At 59.7% G+C, this 17,174-nt stretch carries 19 protein-coding genes and 1 tRNA gene; 9 read left to right on the top strand and 11 right to left on the bottom strand.

Annotated elements, in window-relative coordinates; all coding sequences use genetic code 11:
• Window positions 1–28: 28 nt before the first annotated feature.
• The 3 genes from rpmA to EK369_RS02445 form a co-directional block, all read right to left on the bottom strand.
• A complete protein-coding gene (gene rpmA / locus EK369_RS02435) occupies window positions 29–298 on the bottom strand; it encodes a 50S ribosomal protein L27 (RefSeq protein ID WP_127112085.1) in 270 nt (89 codons plus the stop codon).
• 22 nt (window positions 299–320) lie between these two features.
• Window positions 321–920, bottom strand: a complete 600-nt coding sequence (locus tag EK369_RS02440; RefSeq protein ID WP_127112086.1) for a 50S ribosomal protein L21 — start codon at window positions 918–920, stop codon at window positions 321–323.
• A gap of 223 nt (window positions 921–1,143) precedes the next feature.
• The gene (locus EK369_RS02445; RefSeq protein ID WP_127112087.1) at window positions 1,144–1,977 is read right to left on the bottom strand and encodes a polysaccharide pyruvyl transferase family protein; all 834 of its coding nucleotides are present in this window, start codon (window positions 1,975–1,977) and stop codon (window positions 1,144–1,146) included.
• 324 nt (window positions 1,978–2,301) lie between these two features.
• Here EK369_RS02445 and EK369_RS02450 point away from each other — a divergent pair, with 324 nt between their 5' ends.
• A complete protein-coding gene (locus EK369_RS02450) occupies window positions 2,302–3,489 on the top strand; it encodes a putative hexosyltransferase (protein WP_127112088.1) in 1,188 nt (395 codons plus the stop codon).
• Window positions 3,490–3,541: 52 nt separating this feature from the next.
• On the opposite strand, the gene EK369_RS02455 is transcribed toward EK369_RS02450, so the two are convergent.
• On the bottom strand, window positions 3,542–4,393 hold the full coding sequence (locus tag EK369_RS02455; protein WP_235871319.1) for a DUF2059 domain-containing protein: 852 nt from the start codon (window positions 4,391–4,393) through the stop codon (window positions 3,542–3,544).
• 105 nt (window positions 4,394–4,498) lie between these two features.
• On the opposite strand from EK369_RS02455, the gene EK369_RS02460 reads away from it, so the two are divergent.
• Both EK369_RS02460 and EK369_RS02465 read left to right on the top strand, forming a co-directional pair.
• Window positions 4,499–4,588, top strand: a tRNA-Ser gene (locus EK369_RS02460).
• A gap of 203 nt (window positions 4,589–4,791) precedes the next feature.
• Window positions 4,792–5,439, top strand: a complete 648-nt coding sequence (locus EK369_RS02465; RefSeq protein WP_127112089.1) for a hypothetical protein — start codon at window positions 4,792–4,794, stop codon at window positions 5,437–5,439.
• A gap of 116 nt (window positions 5,440–5,555) precedes the next feature.
• Here the strand turns inward: EK369_RS02465 and EK369_RS02470 are convergent, their stop codons facing one another.
• The 4 genes from EK369_RS02470 to EK369_RS02485 are packed head-to-tail and all read right to left on the bottom strand — an operon-like array spanning window position 5,556 to window position 9,388.
• On the bottom strand, window positions 5,556–5,801 hold the full coding sequence (locus EK369_RS02470; protein ID WP_127112090.1) for a MoaD/ThiS family protein: 246 nt from the start codon (window positions 5,799–5,801) through the stop codon (window positions 5,556–5,558).
• Complete coding sequence (locus tag EK369_RS02475) at window positions 5,794–8,043, bottom strand: xanthine dehydrogenase family protein molybdopterin-binding subunit (RefSeq protein ID WP_127112091.1); 2,250 nt, start codon at window positions 8,041–8,043, stop codon at window positions 5,794–5,796. Before EK369_RS02475 ends, EK369_RS02470 begins: the two co-directional genes overlap by 8 nt.
• On the bottom strand, window positions 8,043–8,525 hold the full coding sequence (locus EK369_RS02480) for a (2Fe-2S)-binding protein (protein WP_127112092.1): 483 nt from the start codon (window positions 8,523–8,525) through the stop codon (window positions 8,043–8,045). Before EK369_RS02480 ends, EK369_RS02475 begins: the two co-directional genes overlap by 1 nt.
• The gene (locus tag EK369_RS02485; protein WP_127112093.1) at window positions 8,522–9,388 is read right to left on the bottom strand and encodes an FAD binding domain-containing protein; all 867 of its coding nucleotides are present in this window, start codon (window positions 9,386–9,388) and stop codon (window positions 8,522–8,524) included. The genes EK369_RS02480 and EK369_RS02485 overlap by 4 nt, the downstream gene beginning before the upstream one ends.
• Before the next feature lie 250 nt (window positions 9,389–9,638).
• Between EK369_RS02485 and EK369_RS02490 the strand changes: the two genes are divergently transcribed.
• Window positions 9,639–9,821, top strand: coding sequence for a hypothetical protein (locus tag EK369_RS02490; RefSeq protein ID WP_127112094.1), 183 nt, complete (start codon window positions 9,639–9,641; stop codon window positions 9,819–9,821).
• Here the strand turns inward: EK369_RS02490 and EK369_RS02495 are convergent.
• Entirely contained in the window at window positions 9,818–10,534 is a 717-nt protein-coding gene (locus EK369_RS02495) for an RlmE family RNA methyltransferase (protein ID WP_127112095.1), read from the bottom strand. The genes EK369_RS02490 and EK369_RS02495 overlap by 4 nt on opposite strands.
• Window positions 10,535–10,608: 74 nt before the next feature.
• Complete coding sequence (locus EK369_RS02500) at window positions 10,609–11,721, bottom strand: Ppx/GppA phosphatase family protein (RefSeq protein WP_127112096.1); 1,113 nt, start codon at window positions 11,719–11,721, stop codon at window positions 10,609–10,611.
• A gap of 226 nt (window positions 11,722–11,947) precedes the next feature.
• On the opposite strand from EK369_RS02500, the gene EK369_RS02505 reads away from it, so the two are divergent.
• From EK369_RS02505 to EK369_RS02525, 5 genes are all read left to right on the top strand, one after another.
• Window positions 11,948–12,244, top strand: coding sequence for a virulence factor (locus EK369_RS02505; protein ID WP_127112097.1), 297 nt, complete (start codon window positions 11,948–11,950; stop codon window positions 12,242–12,244).
• A 26-nt stretch (window positions 12,245–12,270) separates the two neighbouring features.
• The gene (locus tag EK369_RS02510; RefSeq protein WP_127112505.1) at window positions 12,271–13,194 is read left to right on the top strand and encodes a methylenetetrahydrofolate reductase; all 924 of its coding nucleotides are present in this window, start codon (window positions 12,271–12,273) and stop codon (window positions 13,192–13,194) included.
• A 14-nt stretch (window positions 13,195–13,208) separates the two neighbouring features.
• The gene (locus EK369_RS02515) at window positions 13,209–14,291 is read left to right on the top strand and encodes a methyltetrahydrofolate cobalamin methyltransferase (protein ID WP_127112098.1); all 1,083 of its coding nucleotides are present in this window, start codon (window positions 13,209–13,211) and stop codon (window positions 14,289–14,291) included.
• A 44-nt stretch (window positions 14,292–14,335) separates the two neighbouring features.
• Complete coding sequence (locus tag EK369_RS02520) at window positions 14,336–14,566, top strand: N-(5'-phosphoribosyl)anthranilate isomerase (protein ID WP_127112099.1); 231 nt, start codon at window positions 14,336–14,338, stop codon at window positions 14,564–14,566.
• Between the two features lie 130 nt (window positions 14,567–14,696).
• Window positions 14,697–15,443 carry a hypothetical protein gene (locus EK369_RS02525; protein WP_127112100.1) on the top strand — a complete coding sequence of 249 codons (747 nt, stop codon included), beginning with the start codon at window positions 14,697–14,699 and terminating at the stop codon, window positions 15,441–15,443.
• Between the two features lie 125 nt (window positions 15,444–15,568).
• On the opposite strand, the gene EK369_RS02530 is transcribed toward EK369_RS02525, so the two are convergent.
• Window positions 15,569–17,173, bottom strand: a complete 1,605-nt coding sequence (locus EK369_RS02530) for an AMP-binding protein (RefSeq protein ID WP_127112101.1) — start codon at window positions 17,171–17,173, stop codon at window positions 15,569–15,571.
• Window position 17,174: the final 1 nt, after the last annotated feature.

Raw genomic sequence — 17,174 nt, forward strand, 5'->3', positions numbered from 1 at the left:
AAATTTTGTTTGCCTTTAGGAGTTCGGCTTATTCAGCGGCCTCCGCCACTGGCAGGACCGAAATAAAGGTGCGGCCCTTGAGGCCTTTGTGGAATTTGACGTTGCCGTCGACAGTCGCAAAGATGGTGTGGTCTTTGCCCATGCCTACGCCCTCGCCCGGCCACATTTTTGTGCCGCGCTGACGCAGGATGATGTTGCCGGGAACGACGACTTCGCCGCCGTATTTCTTAACGCCAAGGCGACGACCTGCTGAGTCGCGACCGTTACGGGAGCTACCGCCAGCTTTTTTATGTGCCATATCGTTGGTCTCCTATCTCAGCTTACTTCGCCAGATCGGCCGCTTGAGCGACCCATTCGGCTTTGACTTTTACAGCATCAAAGCTGTCGACGTCTACGGCGGCCAGCTGTGCGTACGAGGTGATCCCTGCGTCGTTCAGCTTTTTGGCAGCGGCGGGACCGACACCGGTGATCGCGGTCAGATCGTCTGCGGCGGCGGCAGCAGCGGCAGGCGCTTCTGCTGTCTTCGCGGCTTTCTTGGCGGCCGGAGCAGCCACGGCACCCGCAGGGGCAGACCCGGTTGCAGCTTTGACACCCGACTTTTCCGCGCCCGAGGCGAGGATGTCGGTGATCTTGACCAGGGTCAGCTTCTGACGGTGGCCCACGGTGCGCTTGGACGAGTGCTTACGACGACGCTTGACGAAGTTGATGACCTTGTCACCTTTGATCTGGTCGATCACTTCGGCCTGAACGCCTGCGCCTGCCACGAGGGGGGCGCCTACGACGGGTGTATCACCGCCCAGCATCAGCACTTCGTTGAATTGTACGGTTTCGCCGGCGCTTGCTGCGAGCTTTTCGACACGCAGGATATCACCTGCCTGTACTTTATACTGCTTACCGCCGGTCTTGAGGACTGCGAACATGTCCTGACTTCCTTCGATTTCCCGCGTCCTGTGGCCCCGTCTCCGGTGTTTTGGCTTATGCCGCCTCGAACTGCGCGCCCTTGATCCGGGCTGATGTTTCAACAAAACACGGCGCAAGGGTGTTCCTTACGCCGAGATGCGCGCTTATCCGGTGAATTGGGGGATAAGTCAAGCGGGAAGTTTGCGCCCAAACCCGGTCAGCGTTCAGCGTCCCGCGCGCCCGTCAAGACAGGTCCTCTACATGATCTTTCAGGGCTTTGGCCAGAGCCGCCGCGCGGGTTTCAACCACGGTCTGATCGGCCAGGTTCGCAATCTCTGCAATCTGCTCCAGACTGGTGAGCTCTGCAGGTTTCACCGGCGACACGTCGGGGCGGTCCACGGCGCTGAAGTGGTCAAAGAACTTGAACCCCTTGCCATAGTGCACCGGCGTTTCCTCCAGCCACACAGAGGGGATGTTGTAGGCATCCGCAAAGATCAGCCCGTGCAAGCTGGACGATGCGATCATATCGCAGGTCGACAGCTGCACCAGAAACTCCGGATCCTCGGTGCAGATATTCAACAGCTTTGCGTTCGGAATACGGTCCACCAGCGCCTGAAAGGCCGAGGCCTCCAGATCCGAGTGATGCGGCACAACACCTAACGAAAACTGCTTGGCCTTTGCAGGTTCACGAACGGCGCGCGCCAGCAAACCGGCGTCCCCCAAGGGCACATCCGACACCGGAATCTGTTCCAGCGTTTTCTGCCCACGCACCGCCAGGTATCGGGCAAAGGGAACATCCCGCATCTGTTCCGCGCGCATCAGGCCGCTGCCCCATATCGCCAACGGCTTGCGCCCTGTATCACCATGGGTCGCATAATTCTTGGCAATGGCACGGCTCAGAATCGACCCCACAGCCACCATATCGGCGCGGTCGATCCGGCACCTGTTGACCTTGCACCCGCTCACAGCCTCGACAATCAACCGCGAGTACTCGTCCCCAAAGTTGCGTTTTTTGAGAGGGTCCGCGCCATTCAGACGCCCCCACCACAGGCCGATTTCTGGTTTTGCTGCTGACATGGGCCTCACAATTCGCTTGGGGGGTCACCCGTTTTTTTTCGACCTTGCTGCGCCGCATGCCGGGTTGTCAAGGCGCTCCCCTGCCGCCGTCCTGCCAAACCCGCCACCTGTCGGACGTCTCTCACACCGCACCGCCGGGCCGCTTAAAGCAACCGCGCCCTGCCCTTCGGCGTCCAAATACATGGCGCCAGCACGGGCGCGCCACGATGGTGATCCCACCACAGGCCCCGTGCCGCTTCAGGTTTCTTTCGCCCTTCACGAAAAAAGGTTGGCGGCAGAGCGGTCGCTGCATAAAACCAAAAGAAAGCAAAAACTCTCAAAACCATGACCTCACCAAATTCTTTGCAGCCCGTCCTTGCGTCTTCCCGGTTGACCTGGGGCTTGATTGCAGCGCTCGGTCTTTTTTACGCCCTGCTCTTCTCCACAACGCAACCGGACCATTTCCTGTTTCTGTTGCCGTGGCTGCGCGCCATCACCTCAAATCCGGGCCTTTCCGAGTTTGCCACGGATTTTTCCAATTACACAGGTGGCTACCTCACGTTTCTCTGGGCCGCCAGCGTGCTTGAGCCGATCCTTTCGGAGCTGGCAATCATCAAACTCGCAGCCGTTCTGGGCAGCCTGCTGCTCGCCGTCGCCATATGGGTGTGCCTGGGGTGTTTCGGATGGCTTGGGACGGCCCGTTTCAATGCGGCTCTGATCACACTTGTCCTGCCCACGGTCATGCTGAACGGCATTGGATGGGGTCAGGCGGACGCGTTTTACACAAGCTTTCTGGTTCTGTCGCTTGCGGCGGTCCTCTGCGACCGCCCCTATCTCGCTGCGCTGGCCTTTGCGATTGCCGTGGCTTTCAAGCTTCAGGCCATGTTCTTTGGCCCCTTCCTGCTCGGCTATATGCTGCGCAATCCGCGCGCCTTGATTGCGGGGCTGGTCATGCTTGTGCCCACCTATCTGGCTGTGAACCTGATTTACCTCGCCGGAGGGCGCCCGGTGTCCGAAGTCCTGTCGATCTATCTCGATCAGGCCAATACCTATCACCGGCTCTCGATGAACGCAGGCAATCCCTGGCTGCTCGTCGATCTGCTGGTCCCGCCCGAGGTTCTTGCCCCGGTGCGCCGCACGCTCATTCTGGCCGGGCTTCTGGGCGCTACCGTGACCGGGCTGATTATCGCATGGCGGGTTGCGGTGACGGCTAAGACCTCACAAACCCTGTTGTGGTTTGCCTGCTTCTCGACGCTGATCATGCCCTACATCCTGCCCAAGATGCATGACCGGTTCTTCTTTCCGGCCGAGATCATGCTGATTGTGGCCCTGTTCACCGACCGCCGTTATCTGGCCCCAGCGGTGCTGGCACAGCTTTCCGGCATGTGCATGTACGCGGTGTACCACGATACTTTGGGGCTGCGCGCCCTGTTCGGTTGGCCAAATGTCGCGTTAGTTGGGATGGTGTTTCTTGCCTTGGCTCTGGTGACCCTGATCAGGTTGCGCCCTGCAACGGCCTCAACACCAAGATAGGGCGCTCGCGCGCCTGAATGGCAACAAACCCAGACACGCGCCTAACGCCCGGTCACAGCTCCTGGCTGGGCTGGACGTCTGCCAGTTCGACGGCAAGCGCTTCGAACCGGTTCATCATGACCTCGAAGTGCACGGCATTCATCAACTCATAGACGGTCTGCATATCCGGCTCTTCCAACGCTTCGGCATAGGCCCGCAAATCGTCGTCCGAAAACGCGCGATAGGTATAGGCCGCATTGGCCAGCGCCGAGGCCTCCATTTCGCGCCGCAACTCGCCTTCGGATTCCTTCAGAGCGGCCCGCAGCCCCTCTTCGTCCACGCTCAGTTCGATCACCCCTGCATAAGAGGCCGCAAGAATGAACCGCACCTGGATCTCCTGAACCGCTTCAGGGCCCACATCATTGGGGTCAATCGCGTGGTTCATGCGCTTGATCAGCCCCAACCGCTCGCTGCCATCCGCCACCAGCCCGGCGACGATTTCGCGCCCCCTCTCGTTCTTCATGTCATCGTCTTCAAAGTGCGAGGTGTTTTCGGCGTCGACCAGACGCTTGCCAAGGTCGCTGGCATAAAACGCCGCCGCATGGATCAGGACGTCATCCTCCAGCGTGGCTTCGAGAATGCCAATGGCGCGATTTTGCATGAACCCGCTGTCAAAGACACGCCGCGCGACATAGGTCCACTCGTTGCCGAACTCGGCATCCTCCAGTCCCAGCATCGCTGGCGCGTTTTCCGCCGACAACGTGATCGAGTCGATGGCCACGTCAAATCCCGTGGTCTTCAAGAACGCCTCAACACTTGCGCGATCCGCGGCCTGCGCCCCGGTCATCAGCATCACGAACAGAATAAATGCGCTGAACGCGGCCAAGAGTTTCTTATGCAATCCCGTCATATGCATGCCTTTCATGGGTCTACATTCTATCTAGGAAAGAAGTTTTAACAAACAATACAAAAACCCCTCTTGCGCCCCTTTGGAAACATCATTAAACGACGCCCTCACCAAGACCCCCGCGGAGAGGTGCCGGAGTGGTCGAACGGGGCGGTCTCGAAAACCGTTGTCCCTTCACGGGGACCCAGGGTTCGAATCCCTGTCTCTCCGCCACGGTTCTGCCCGCAGAACCACCAGACACTCAGCAGATCGAATCTTACTTAATAATCAATCGCATAGAGCGACTGGCTATTTGTGGCATTTGGGCCGCCAGCGGTGCGAAACCCGCGACCTACCTTGTCTGGGGCTGGCCACGGGCGCGCAATGTTCTGTATAAACCAGCAATCTGGGCATCACAGTGAAAATGGGACAGACACGTGACCAAATCAAAACCCGATGATCTCTTGTCGACACGCCGCCAGACGCGGATGGGAATTGTGCTCGAGTTTCTGGCCCTCGCGCTGGTGATGATCTCGGTGCCGCTGATCGTGCGCTTTGACCTTGTTCATCTGGGCACCAACCTCAGCGAACAATCCGCAACCGAGTACTCGCACAACATCGCCTTGACGCTTGGCTGCCTCTTGTTTGCTTCCGGAGCCGTGAAACACACGCACAAACGCGGGTATCTGATCCTGGTGTCGGGGTTTCTGCTGACGCTGGTGATCCGAGAGAACGACGCGATCCTGGATCAGATCGACCATGGCTTCTGGAAATACCCGGCAGTTCTGGCGATGATCGCAACCGGAGTGCTTGTGTGGCGGCATCGCGATACGCTGCGTGATCCGTTTCTGGACCACTTCGAAAGCCGCAGTTTCGCCTATTTCCTGACCGGGCTGTTTATCGTTTTGTTCTTCAGCCGTCTGTTTGGGTCCAGCGTGTTTCTGCGCGATGCTCTGGGTGACAACTACACGCCCTGGATCAAGACCATCATTCAGGAAAGCTCTGAGTTGTTGGGGTATCTGGTCCTTTTGATGGGGGCGTTCCTGTCCCATCTGCACCGTTTTTCCGTGCGCTCAGCCGAATAACGGCACCTTTTTCGACGTCCTTTTCTGGCCGCGAAGGCTACGTGTGACGATCGCATGCCCATGCTTGCTGCTGTGATCGTCCCGCACAGGTTGAAACAGGGGTAAAAGCCGGGTGATTAACCGCCTCTAAGCCGTTGCAACAAAAAGACTTCGCTGTCTTCTGTCACCGCAGCATGGCGCGCATTCGGCAGGATTTCCCCATCCACCGACACGGCCACCCCCGCCTTGATCACAGGACCAAGACCGGGGTGAATGCGGACGAGATCATCAAGGATCTCGCCCACTGTTTTGCCCTCAACCTCGACCCGGTCCTTGCCATCGGCAAAGCGGCGCAGGCCGGACCAAAGGTTGATCTCAACCATTGCCCTGCTCTTTCAGAGCCTTGAGGATCTTCGGCGGTGTCATCGGCAATCCGGTCATGCGCAGACCCGTGGCCGAGCGAATGGCATTCGCCAGCGCTGGCAACGGCGGGGTGATCCCCGTCTCGCCCACACCGCGCACACCGTACGGGTGGCCGGGGTTCGGCACTTCGACAATCACCGTATCAATCATCGGCAGATCGCTGGCCACAGGAATACGATAGTCGAGGAAGATCGGGTTCTGCAGCCGCCCATCCTCGCCATAGATGTATTCCTCGTTCAGCGCCCAGCCAATGCCCTGAGCGGCCCCGCCTTGGAACTGACCCTCAACGTAGTCGGGATGAATCGCCTTGCCAGCATCCTGCACCACGAGATAGCGCAGCACGGTGGTGTGGCCGGTTTCCGGGTCAATCTCGACATCCACAACATGGGTGCCAAAGGATCCCGAAAACCCGGTTGGCGAGCCTTCGTAATGGCCAGAAATCGGACCACCTGTGCCGCCCATCTCGGCGGCAATCTCGCCAATGGTCAGCGGGTCGTGATCCCCGGCATTTGGCCCCGAAGGCTTTGCCGCGCCGTCTTCCCAGACAACCGCATCCACGTCGATGCCCCATTTGTCGGCGGCACGCTGGCACAGTTTGCCAATGCACTCTTCCGCCGCCTTGATGGTGGCCAGCCCGCTGGCATAGGTCGCGCGGCTGCCGTGGGTCGGTTCATTGACCCCCAGCGCGCCGGTGTCCGAGATGTTGACCCGCACATCCTCATAGGCAATGCCAAAGGCTTCCGCCGCCATCAGCGCCATCGACGCGCGGCTGCCACCAATATCCGGCGTACCCACCGACACGGTGACCGAGCCATCCTCGGAAATTGCAACAGAAGCAGAGGTTTCGCCGCCCCAGTTCATCCAATATCCCGAGGCCACGCCGCGTCCCTGGTTGGGGCCCAACGGTGCCGAATAGTTGGCATGCGCCTTGGCCGCTTCCAGCGACTCCACCAGACCCACAGGACCGAATTTCGGGCCAAAGGTCGACCGCGTGCCATCCTTGACCGCGTTTCTCAGGCGGATCTCGATCGGATCAATGCCCAGCTCGCGCGCCATGTCGTCGATGGTGCTTTCCACCGCAAAGGCCGCCATCGGTGCGCCCGGCGCACGGTAGGCTGCCTGACGCGGACGGTTGGTGATGACGTCATAGCCAATGTGATGCACGTTCTCGATGTCATAGTTGGCAAAGGCCAGCATCGTGGTTACATCCACCGGCGCACCGGGGAACGCGCCCCCTTGCATGCGGAACGTACCATGGGCGGCGGTGATCTTGCCGTCCTTGGTCATGCCCATCTTGATGTCCATCGACGCCGAGGCCGTCGGCCCGGTCGACCGCAGCACTTCCGAGCGGCTCATCACGATCTTGACCGGCTTGCCGCCCGCCTTTTTGCTCAGCGCCAGCGACAAAGGCTCCATGAACACCGTGGTCTTGCCGCCAAAACCACCGCCAATCTCGGACGGTGTCACGCGCAGCTTGGTGGTTTCAATGCCCAAAACCGCCGCCGACATGCGGCGAATGAACCAATGGCCCTGGGTACAGACCCACATCTCGCCACGGCCATCTGACCCCATCTGCCCCATACAGGCATGCGGCTCGATATAGCCCTGGTGCACGGCCTCGGTGGAATAACTCTTTTCCACTACCAGATCAGCCTCGGCAAACCCCTTGTCGAGATCCCCGCGACCGGTATCGAAATAGCGCACCACGTTCGGGTGCAGACCCTCGGGCACGGAATAATCCGCCGCCCCGTCACGAATGACCGGCGCGCCCTCTTTCATGGCCTCGTCGACATTGGTCACACAGGGCAGCACCTCATAGGTCACCTCGACCAGCTTGGCCGCATCCCGTGCAATCAGCTGACTGGTCGCCGCCACCGCGGCCACCGCGTGGCCGTCATACAGCGCCTTTTCCCCGGCCATGCAGTTTTCCTGAATGTCCCAGTCTTCGCCTTCCAGCCCCTCCGGGAAATCCGCGCGGGTGATGACCGCCTTCACACCCTTCAGCGCCAACGCCTTTGTGGCATCGATCTTGACGATCCTGGCATGGGCATGCGGGCTGCGTACCACCACGCCGTGCAACATGCCCGGCACGTGAATATCCGCGCCATAACGCGCGCGCCCCGTGACCTTATCCAGCCCGTCCGGACGATCAGGAGTGGTCCCGATCTGTTTGTAATCGCTGGTTTTTCCGTCCAAAGCCATTACGCAGCCTCCCCACGCATTTCCGCCGCCGCATCCATCACGGCGCGGATGATCTTGTCATAGCCGGTGCAGCGGCACAGATTGCCCGCCAACCAATAGCGCAACTCTTCTTCGCTCGGGTCCGGGTTCTTTTCCAACAGCGCCTTGGACGCCACGAGGATACCCGGCGTGCAGACACCACATTGCAGCGCCGCATGTTCGATGAATTTCCGCTGCAACGGATGCAGCGTGTCGCCCTCCGCCATGCCTTCGATAGTGGTGATCTCTTTGCCCTCGGCCTCAACCCCCAGCATCAGGCAGGAGCAAACCAGACGACCATCGACGGTCACACTACAGGCCCCGCAGTCACCGGTGCCGCAGCCCTCTTTCGCGCCGGTCATGTGCAGCTTGTCGCGCAGACAATCCAGCAGGGTTTCGCGTGGTTCACACAGGAACTCGGCTTCGTCCCCATTCACGGTGGTGGTTACATGTATCTTGCTCATGCCGCGTTTCCTTTCGCGCGCCCATAGGCGATTTTTGCCGCCCGTTTGGCGAGAACTCCCGCCACATCCGTGCGGAACTCGATCGTGCCGCGTTTGTCATCAATCGGCTGACAGGCCGCCGAGGCCGCTGCCGCCAGCGCCTCAAGGGCTGCATCATCCAGCGTCGTGCCAATAATCGCAGCCGCCGCATCCGGCACCAGCCGCGCTGTCGGCGCAACCGCCCCCAGCGCCACGCGGGCCTCGACCACGGTGTCTCCGTCCAGCCGCAGGTTCACCGCACAGCCCACCACCGCAATGTCCATCTCGGTGCGCGGAATAAACCGCAAGTAAGCGTCTCCGCCATGTGCGCCGCGCGCCGGGATATGCACCCCGCTCACAACTTCGCCCTTGGTCAGCGTTGTCTTGCCCGGCCCTGCGGGCACATCCTCGACCGCCACTTCGCGGGTGCCATCCGGCCCGGTCACGCTCAGTGTCACGCCCGCCGTGATCATCGCAGGCACACCATCGCCCGCAGGTGACGCATTGCACAGGTTGCCGACCAGCGTCGCACGCCCCTGCACCTGGGTCGAGCCGATCAGGTCCATACCTTCCACCAGCCCCGGCCAATCCGCCATCAGCGCCGGCGTTTCCGTCATTTCGGCGCCGGCCACGGCCACGCCCAGATCCCAGCCGCCATCAGCGCGTTGGGTGATATCCTTGACGCCAGGAATTTTCTTGATGTCGATCAGATCGTCCGGCTCCACCAGATCCGACCGTAATTGAACCAGAACATCCGTGCCGCCTGCCAGAAACCGCGTGGTTCCCGTGGCCGATGCTGCGATGCCTGCCGCGTCCTCAAAGGACGCCGGTGAGTGATAGCGCATGTGTCCTCCTGCTGTTTCGCGCCGCTGCGCGAGTCATTCCCAAAGAGGTTAGCGCGTCATTTGCCCTTTGCCGAGGCCAGAAGCGACATCCAGCATGTCGTTTGAACAAAGCGGGCCGTCCGTGGCGCACGGGCTTTGCCCCCGCTTCCATGAAATTGCCCGGGTTCGGTAAGAATTTCACCACGAAATTGCGTCAGTGTGGACGCTGGCCGCACCTGCTCGCGCGGTCGCTGATACCTGGAGACACAAAATGCGGCTTTTCCCACAGGAAAAGTTCAGGCCCGCTGCTGCCCCGCGCCACGCCCGCCTGTTCGAACTGATCCGTCAGGACAACCTGGCGCATGACAAAGCGTCCGATTTTCTCAAGAAAACGCGCGAACTCAGCGCGCAGGAACGGTTTCGCGATCAGGCGGCCAAATCCCTGCGCCGCTAACCCCGGAACCCGGTCGCCACCACGAATTTCTCGGAACTGTCCGCCCGGCTCGAGGGCGGTTTCATGTACATGACCTTGGTGAACTTCTGCTTGAGGATCTTCTGCAATTCGCCCTCGGCACCGCCCGCCAGAACCTTGGCGACAAAGGTGCCGCCCGTGTCCAGCACGTCAAAGGCGAAATAGGCCGCCGCCTCGCACAGCGCCATGATCCGCAGGTGGTCCGTCTGTTTGTGCCCCGAACTTGACGCCGCCATGTCCGACATGACCACGTCAGCCTTGCCCCCCAGCCACTCTTTCACCTGAACGTCGGCGTCGTCTTCCATGAAATCCAGCTGATAGATATCGCACCCGGCAATCGGCTCGACCTCTTGCAGGTCGATGCCCAGAATCGTGCCAATCTTCTTGCCTGATTTCTCGCCGAGCGCATTCACCCGAGGCACCGCCACCTGACACCATCCCCCCGGCGCACAGCCCAGATCGACAACGCGGGCTCCGGGCACCAGAAAGCGGTACTTGTCGTCCAGCTCCATGATCTTGAACGCCGCGCGCCCGCGATAGCCTTCGGCCTGTGCACGTTTGACATAAGGGTCGTTCAACTGCCGTTGCAGCCAGCGCGTCGACGACAGCTTGCGCCCCCGCGCGGTCTTGACCTTGACCGTCAGATCCCGCTGCCCGCGTCCCGAGGTGTTTTTCCCAGTAGGTTTCTTCGCCATCTCTTCAACTCTTCCCGTCAGCAGAATTTTCTAGAAAATTCTGCACACAGACAAATTTTCTAGAAAATTTGTCCCTAGTAAGGTCCATCTTCCAATACGCCAGTGGCGCTCATCTGCGCATATAGCAGGCCTTCGCGCAGACCGCGATCCGCAACTGACAACCGATCCGTCGGCCAGCAGCGCAGCAGCGCCTGCAGAATGGCCGAGCCCGACATGATCAACGCCTGCCGGTCCTGCCCGATCCTCGGATCTCGCCGCCGCCCGATGGGGCCAAGGTCCAGATAGCCCCGGATCACCTTGTCGATCTGATCGCTGGTCATGCGCAGCCCGTCCACCTTGGTGCGGTCGTAGCGCCGCAGCCCCAGATGGCTGGCCGCCACGGTGGTCACCGTGCCGCTGGTGCCGATGATCTGAAACCCTTCGCGCGGTTGCTCGTCCTTATAGGGCGCAAACTCCGCGAGGTTTTCTTCAAAGAACCAGCTCATCAGGGCAAAACGTGCAGAATCGTCGGTCACATCGGAAAACTGATCGCGCAACGTCGCCACGCCCAACGGCACCGAGATCCAGTCCACCACCTTGGCGGCCGGAAACGGCGTGTCCGTCGTGTTGAATCCAGTGTGCAGCCGCATGATGGCCCGCGGCCGGTCGCGTTTCGGCACATTGGTCAGATCAATCCACACCAGCTCCGTCGAGCCGCCGCCAATATCCACCACCAACAGCTGTTCGGTCTTGGTGCTGACCAGCGGCGCACAGGAGATCACCGCCAGACGCGCCTCTTCCTCCGGCTCGATGATATCCAGCCGCAGCCCGGTTTCGCGCTGCACCTGGTTGATGAAATCCTTGGAGTTCTTGGCCCGCCGGCAGGCCTCGGTTGCCACCAGCCGCATGCGCTTGACCCGATGGCGCTTGAGCTTCTGCTGACAGATTCGCAACGCCTGCACCGTGCGCCGCATCGACCCGCGCGACAAACGTCCCGTGGTCTCGAGCCCGGCGCCCAGCTGCACAGATTTCGAAAAGCTGTCCACGACATGAAACTGACTGCCCTTGGGTTGGGCAATCAGCATGCGACAACTGTTGGTGCCCAGATCCAGCGCGGCATAAAGCTCGCTCGGATCGGGCGTTTTCGGCGCGGGGGTTTCGACCGCTTTGGGGAACGCGCCCGCACCTTTGGGACGCTTGGGCGCCATCACTCACGCCCTCCATTTCGAGTTACCTTCAGCCTAGTCTCTCCCCCTGTTCCGCGCAATCCCCCGCATCGCTCATTATCAACTTGAAGAATTCGACAGTGAAACCAGCAGGCAAGCCCGCTACACCCGATTTGGTCGCGGAAGGTTACCGTTCTGTCGAAAACGTACACCATGGGCCACAATGGCTGATCTAGGAATGTCAGCACCAAAACCGGGGAATCAAACCATGCCTGACGTCACAATCGTTTACTGGCGCGACATTCCTGCCCAGGTCATCGTGGGCAAAGGCCGTCGCGGCGCGAAAAAGCAGCTGACCGAACGTTTCGAACAAGCGATCGATCGCGCTGCCATGAAAGTGGGCGCCAAGGATGCCGATGCCTACCTCGCCGAATGGCGCAAGGCAGACCCCTACCCGGTCGAGGGCGAGACAGCGGATGTTTGCGACGCAGAAGCCGCCCGTCTCGAAGCGGAATATGATCAGGACCGCCTCAAGGCGCTGATTGCAAATGAAGGTCGCGCATGAGCGGCAAATCGCTTTGGGAGAGCGCAATGGCGTTGTTGAACTTTAAGAAAAAAACCGAGACCGTGAAAACTGTCTCCCCCGAGGTCGAATCCTTCCTCCAAGGCTATTCGATCGAGGTCATGCCGCGTACCGCGGCCAAGGTCGAAGACTTCCGCGCGCTGTTGCCCGAGGGCACCCGCGTCTACATCGCCCATATCGAGGGCACCCCGATCGAGGATATGGTCGCCACCGCCAAACGTCTGAACGCAGACGGCTACCCGGTGATGCCCCACTTCCCGGCGCGCATCATCAAGGATCAGGCGACGCTGGAAAACTGGATCGCCATGTACCAGGGCGAAGCAGACGTCAAACAGGCGCTCTTGCTTGCCGGTGGTGTGGAAAAGCCCCACGGCGACTACCACTGCTCGATGCAGCTTCTGGAAACCGGCGCGTTTGACAAGGCCGGGTTCACCCACCTGCACGTGGCTGGTCACCCCGAGCCGAACCTCGACATCGACCCGGATGGCAGCCGCACCAACACCTTTGCGGCGCTGGACTGGAAACAGGCGTTCAACGAACGCACCGACGCCGACATGGCGCTGGCCACCCAGTTCTGCTTCGAGGCCCAGCCGGTCATCGAATGGTGCAACATGCTGACCGAACGCGGCATCAACATCCCCGTGCACATCGGCATCGCGGGCCCGGCCAAGCTGCAGACCATGATCAAGTTCGCCATCGCCTGCGGCGTCGGCCCCTCGCTCAAGGTTCTGCAAAAACGCGCCAAGGACGTCTCCAAACTGCTCCTGCCGCATGAGCCGACCGACGTGATCGCCGATCTCGCCGCGCACAAGGCCGCGAACCCCGATTTCAACATCGACAAGGTTCACTTCTTCCCGCTTGGCGGCATCAAGACCAATGCCAACTGGGCCATTGAAAATGGTGGTGCTTCTGCCGCCCCAGCCAACGCCTGAAAATAGGATTACTCATGACCCGTACCGTCATCGAATCAAAAACAAAAACCACGATCATGGGCTTTGACCAGCCGTTCACCGTCATCGGTGAACGCATCAACCCGACGGGTCGTAAAATCCTCAACGCCGAACTGGAAGCGGGCGATTTCAGCCGCGTCGAAGCGGATGCACTGGCGCAGGTCGCTGCCGGTGCCACCGTACTCGACATCAACTCGGGCGCTGTCTTCTCCAACAAGATGGCCGAAGATCCGCGCTACGCCGACAATAACTTTGTCGAACCCGACCTGATGCGCGAACTGGTCAAGCGCGTGCAGGCCGTCACCGATTGCCCGATCTGCATCGACTCCTCGGTGCCGGGCGCGCTGGTTGCCGGTCTCGAAGCCGCCGAAGGCCGCCCCCTGTTGAACTCGGTCACCGGCGAAGAAGAACGGCTCGAGCAGGTTTTGCCGCTGGTCAAGAAATACAACGTCCCCGTTGTGGCCATCTCCAACGACGACACCGGCATCTCGGAAGACCCCGAAGTGCGCTTTGCCGTTGCCAAGAAGATCGTCGAACGCGCCGCTGATTTCGGCATCCCAGCGCATGACATCGTGGTTGATCCGCTGGTCATGCCCGTTGGCGCCATGGGCACCGCGGGCCTGCAGGTCTTCGAACTGAACCGCCGCCTGCGCAACGAACTGGGCGTGAACACCACCTGCGGTGCGTCGAACATCTCGTTCGGCCTGCCCAACCGTCACGGCATCAACAACGCCTTCCTGCCCATGGCGATGGCCACCGGCATGACCTCGGCGATCATGAACCCTGTCGCCCTGCCCGTCGGCCCCAAGAAACTGGCCGAGAAAAAGGCCGAAGTGGAGGCCGCAGGCATCATCCTGCCCGCCGACATGGATGATGAGACCTTCTGCCAGATGTTTGGCCTTGGCTCGACCAAGCCGCGCGCCGGCAAGGAAATGGAGGCCATCCGCGCCGCCAACTTCCTCACCAACAATGACGATGGCGGCGCAAACTGGATCGCGTTCAACAAGGTGCCTGCCAAACCCGGTGAAGAAGGCCGGGGTCGTGGAGGCCGCGCCGGTGGCCGCCGCCGTCGCGCCTGAACCCATTAGTCAAAACTTAACCAAGTTGGGGGCATACCGGTGTCATGACCGTTATGCCCCCTTCTCTTTTGGCACAGGATTGGCTGGACCAGATTTTCCGCAGTAAATCTGCCACCACCGGTGGCGTGCTCCGCCGCAAGGTCAGCGACGTGCACCGCGAAGTGGGCCGCGAAGTTCTGGAATTAGAGGTCCGTCGCCGTGGCTGGCATCTGCTGCACAGCAACGACCACTACATCATCCTCTGCAGCCCAGCACCATTCTCCGTCATCTGCTGACCCCACCAACCTTGCACAAGAAAAACCTTCTAGAAGGTTTTTCCCGCGCGAGATTTTTCTAGAAAAATCTCCTACCTCCAAGGTTCAGAAACCGCTTGATTCACGGCCACTTGGTTGGGACAACTTTCTTATGGGTCGCTTCCTGTTTCACAGTTCTCTCATTCTTGGGCTCACGTTGCTGACACAGGTCGGCGGATTGGCATGGTTACTTGCCATGACCGTTAAACGCCGTGTTTTGGCATTTCTGACCCTGTACGTCTTGCTTACCGTCGTTGCGTCCTTCACTGCTCCGCTGTTTGGGCGACAGGCGCTGTCTTGCTGGCAAACCGGCCCACTTCAGATGCAAAGCTGGACATATTGCGTTCTCAATCGAAACTATGCTTCTCCTGAAGTCATCCATGCTCTGAATGCGGCCGCCACTTCTTTGGATAGCCAGTTCAAAGGAACCAAAACCTTGGTGCTGGATCTTAATTTTCCGTTTCTGGACGGCTTTCCTCTCCTGCCGCACCTGTCCCATGATGATGGTGAAAAGGCGGATCTTGCCTTCTTCTATCGAGATGAAAACGGATATCTACCTGGCGTCACGCGCAGCCCTTTAGGGTATTTTGCCTTTGAATATGGCAGCGAGACCTGCCCACCTCGGTGGCCAAGTCTTCGCTGGGATTTGAGATTTCTGCAACCCATATGGCGCGACCTACAAGTTGAACCAAAACGCACCGCGGCACTTGTTCGCCATCTCTCAGACAATCCAAGTATCGGCAAGATCTTCCTCGAACCGCATTTGAAGTCCCACCTGAACCTGACGTCGGACAAGATCAGGTTTCAAGGGTGCCGCGCCGCACGGCATGACGATCACATTCATCTACAATTGAACTGAATTCTTTATTGAAACGTTAAGGTGTAAGCCTCGGTTACGGTAGTTTTGTTAACCAAAAATTATGTACAACTTGGAGAAACACCCCCAAAAATGTTGTACAACTTGGTCACTTTTGGTGTTTTCCCTCAAATTTTAACAGATCGTTTCTTTTGGTGTCGGAAATCATACGCGCCTTCTGTCGGGTCCTGACCTTCGGCGAACATCACGTGTTTCTGGATTTTCTGCGTGCCGGTGACCGGAATATCTTCGACAAATCTCAGCCAGCCCGGCGCCTTGTAATAAGCCAATCTCTCAAAGCACCAGGCAAACAATTCCTCGGCAAGTGCCTGATTTCCCTCACACATTACGCAGGCCAGCACCTCTTCATCCCGCATCGCATCCGGTACGGCCATCACCGCCACCCGCGCGACCTTGGGGTGATCCTGCAAACACGCCTCGATCTCTGCCGCCGCGATGTTTTCTCCTGACCGGCGGATGATGTTTTTCTTGCGATCCACAAAATAGATCGTGTCACTCTCATCCATCATCACCGTATCCCCGGTATGAAACCATCCCCCGCGCCAGGCGTCTTCGGTCACGTCCGGCAGGTTCAAGTATCCTGAAAAAGCTCCTTTTCTCGGTGACTTAGCAGAGTATCTTAACGTCATCTCACCGGCCGTTCCGCGCGGCACTTCGCGGTCTTCCCCATCCACAACCCGCACCTCGAGACCTTCCGAAGGACGCCCCATCGCCCGTGTCTCGATATGCCTCGGAGCGTCATGCATCGACAATATCCGACACATCTCGGTCATCCCCCAAACCTCGATCAGCGGAAACCCAAACCGTTCTTCAAACGGCCCGTGCAAAGTCGGCTCAACCCCCGCCCCAACTGCAAACCTCAGCCCATGCGCGTGGTCCCATTTCCCCTCTGACAGGTTCATCAAAGCCGGGATGACGATCCCCAGGTAATGCGCAACCGTGGCACCGGTTTCGGTCAGTTCCCGCCACCATGAATTTGCGCGGAATCGCTCGGGGATGATTTGGCAATTCCCGGTCTCGATCATCGCAAAAAGCACCAGAATTCCGGCGTTTACGTGAAAAAGCGGCAGTGGACAGTAGAGCCGGTCCTGACCTTCGCGAAAGTCGATCGCACCACCTCGCGAGGCATACCAGATACCCATGTCCAGCTCATAGGCATGGCTCATGATGCAGCCCTTGGGCTTGCCCGTTGTGCCAGAGGTATAGATCAGGCTGGCCTCGGTCTCGCCAGTGACGGCCCCCTTAGGCGCGGAATTTGTTGCCGCGGGCAGCTCGGGCAATTCCGTGGTCATTTCGACAATGGCCACCGCTCTGCCCGTTTCCGCAACCCCGGCCTGCATGAGCCCCCTAAACTCGGGCGCCACAATGACAAGATCCGCCGCACAGTCTGCTAGCAGATACGCCACTTCCCTTGGGCGATAGTCCGGGTTGACCGGCACCCAGGACATCCCCAGCCCGTTCAAAGCCAGCTTCAGCAGCACCATCTCGGGACGGTTGCCCATCAGCACCGCAACCCTCGCCCCAGAACCATAGCCCGCCTGCGAAAGCGCGTCCTTCCATCGTGCGGCCGTTTGCAGCGCTTGAGAATAGGACATGCGAAAGCCGTCCGGGTGGTAGGCACGATCCGGATCCGCAGGCACCATCAGAAACAAATTATCCCCGTACTGCGTTGCTTTCTCACGGAAAAACGTCCAGATCGTGTCATCGCGCATT

Origin of the sequence: Shimia sediminis (assembly GCF_003990645.1) — a bacterium.
Classification (GTDB): domain Bacteria; phylum Pseudomonadota; class Alphaproteobacteria; order Rhodobacterales; family Rhodobacteraceae; genus Shimia; species Shimia sediminis.

Excerpts from the sequence above, each read along its gene's own strand:
- EK369_RS02500 (WP_127112096.1), bottom strand. The coding sequence starts at position 11,721 with ATGGCGCCCAAGCGTCCCAAAGGTGCGGGCGCGTTCCCCAAAGCGGTC.
- EK369_RS02530 (WP_127112101.1), bottom strand. The coding sequence starts at position 17,173 with ATGCGCGATGACACGATCTGGACGTTTTTCCGTGAGAAAGCAACGCAG.
- EK369_RS02515 (WP_127112098.1), top strand. The coding sequence starts at position 13,209 with ATGACCCGTACCGTCATCGAATCAAAAACAAAAACCACGATCATGGGC.
- EK369_RS02475 (WP_127112091.1), bottom strand. The coding sequence starts at position 8,043 with ATGGCTTTGGACGGAAAAACCAGCGATTACAAACAGATCGGGACCACT.
- EK369_RS02520 (WP_127112099.1), top strand. The coding sequence starts at position 14,336 with ATGACCGTTATGCCCCCTTCTCTTTTGGCACAGGATTGGCTGGACCAG.
- EK369_RS02485 (WP_127112093.1), bottom strand. The coding sequence starts at position 9,388 with ATGCGCTATCACTCACCGGCGTCCTTTGAGGACGCGGCAGGCATCGCA.
- EK369_RS02445 (WP_127112087.1), bottom strand. The coding sequence starts at position 1,977 with ATGTCAGCAGCAAAACCAGAAATCGGCCTGTGGTGGGGGCGTCTGAAT.
- EK369_RS02455 (WP_235871319.1), bottom strand. The coding sequence starts at position 4,393 with ATGAAAGGCATGCATATGACGGGATTGCATAAGAAACTCTTGGCCGCG.
- EK369_RS02490 (WP_127112094.1), top strand. The coding sequence starts at position 9,639 with ATGCGGCTTTTCCCACAGGAAAAGTTCAGGCCCGCTGCTGCCCCGCGC.
- EK369_RS02525 (WP_127112100.1), top strand. The coding sequence starts at position 14,697 with ATGGGTCGCTTCCTGTTTCACAGTTCTCTCATTCTTGGGCTCACGTTG.
- EK369_RS02470 (WP_127112090.1), bottom strand. The coding sequence starts at position 5,801 with ATGGTTGAGATCAACCTTTGGTCCGGCCTGCGCCGCTTTGCCGATGGC.
- EK369_RS02480 (WP_127112092.1), bottom strand. The coding sequence starts at position 8,525 with ATGAGCAAGATACATGTAACCACCACCGTGAATGGGGACGAAGCCGAG.
- EK369_RS02440 (WP_127112086.1), bottom strand. The coding sequence starts at position 920 with ATGTTCGCAGTCCTCAAGACCGGCGGTAAGCAGTATAAAGTACAGGCA.
- EK369_RS02510 (WP_127112505.1), top strand. The coding sequence starts at position 12,271 with ATGGCGTTGTTGAACTTTAAGAAAAAAACCGAGACCGTGAAAACTGTC.
- EK369_RS02495 (WP_127112095.1), bottom strand. The coding sequence starts at position 10,534 with ATGGCGAAGAAACCTACTGGGAAAAACACCTCGGGACGCGGGCAGCGG.
- rpmA (WP_127112085.1), bottom strand. The coding sequence starts at position 298 with ATGGCACATAAAAAAGCTGGCGGTAGCTCCCGTAACGGTCGCGACTCA.
- EK369_RS02505 (WP_127112097.1), top strand. The coding sequence starts at position 11,948 with ATGCCTGACGTCACAATCGTTTACTGGCGCGACATTCCTGCCCAGGTC.
- EK369_RS02450 (WP_127112088.1), top strand. The coding sequence starts at position 2,302 with ATGACCTCACCAAATTCTTTGCAGCCCGTCCTTGCGTCTTCCCGGTTG.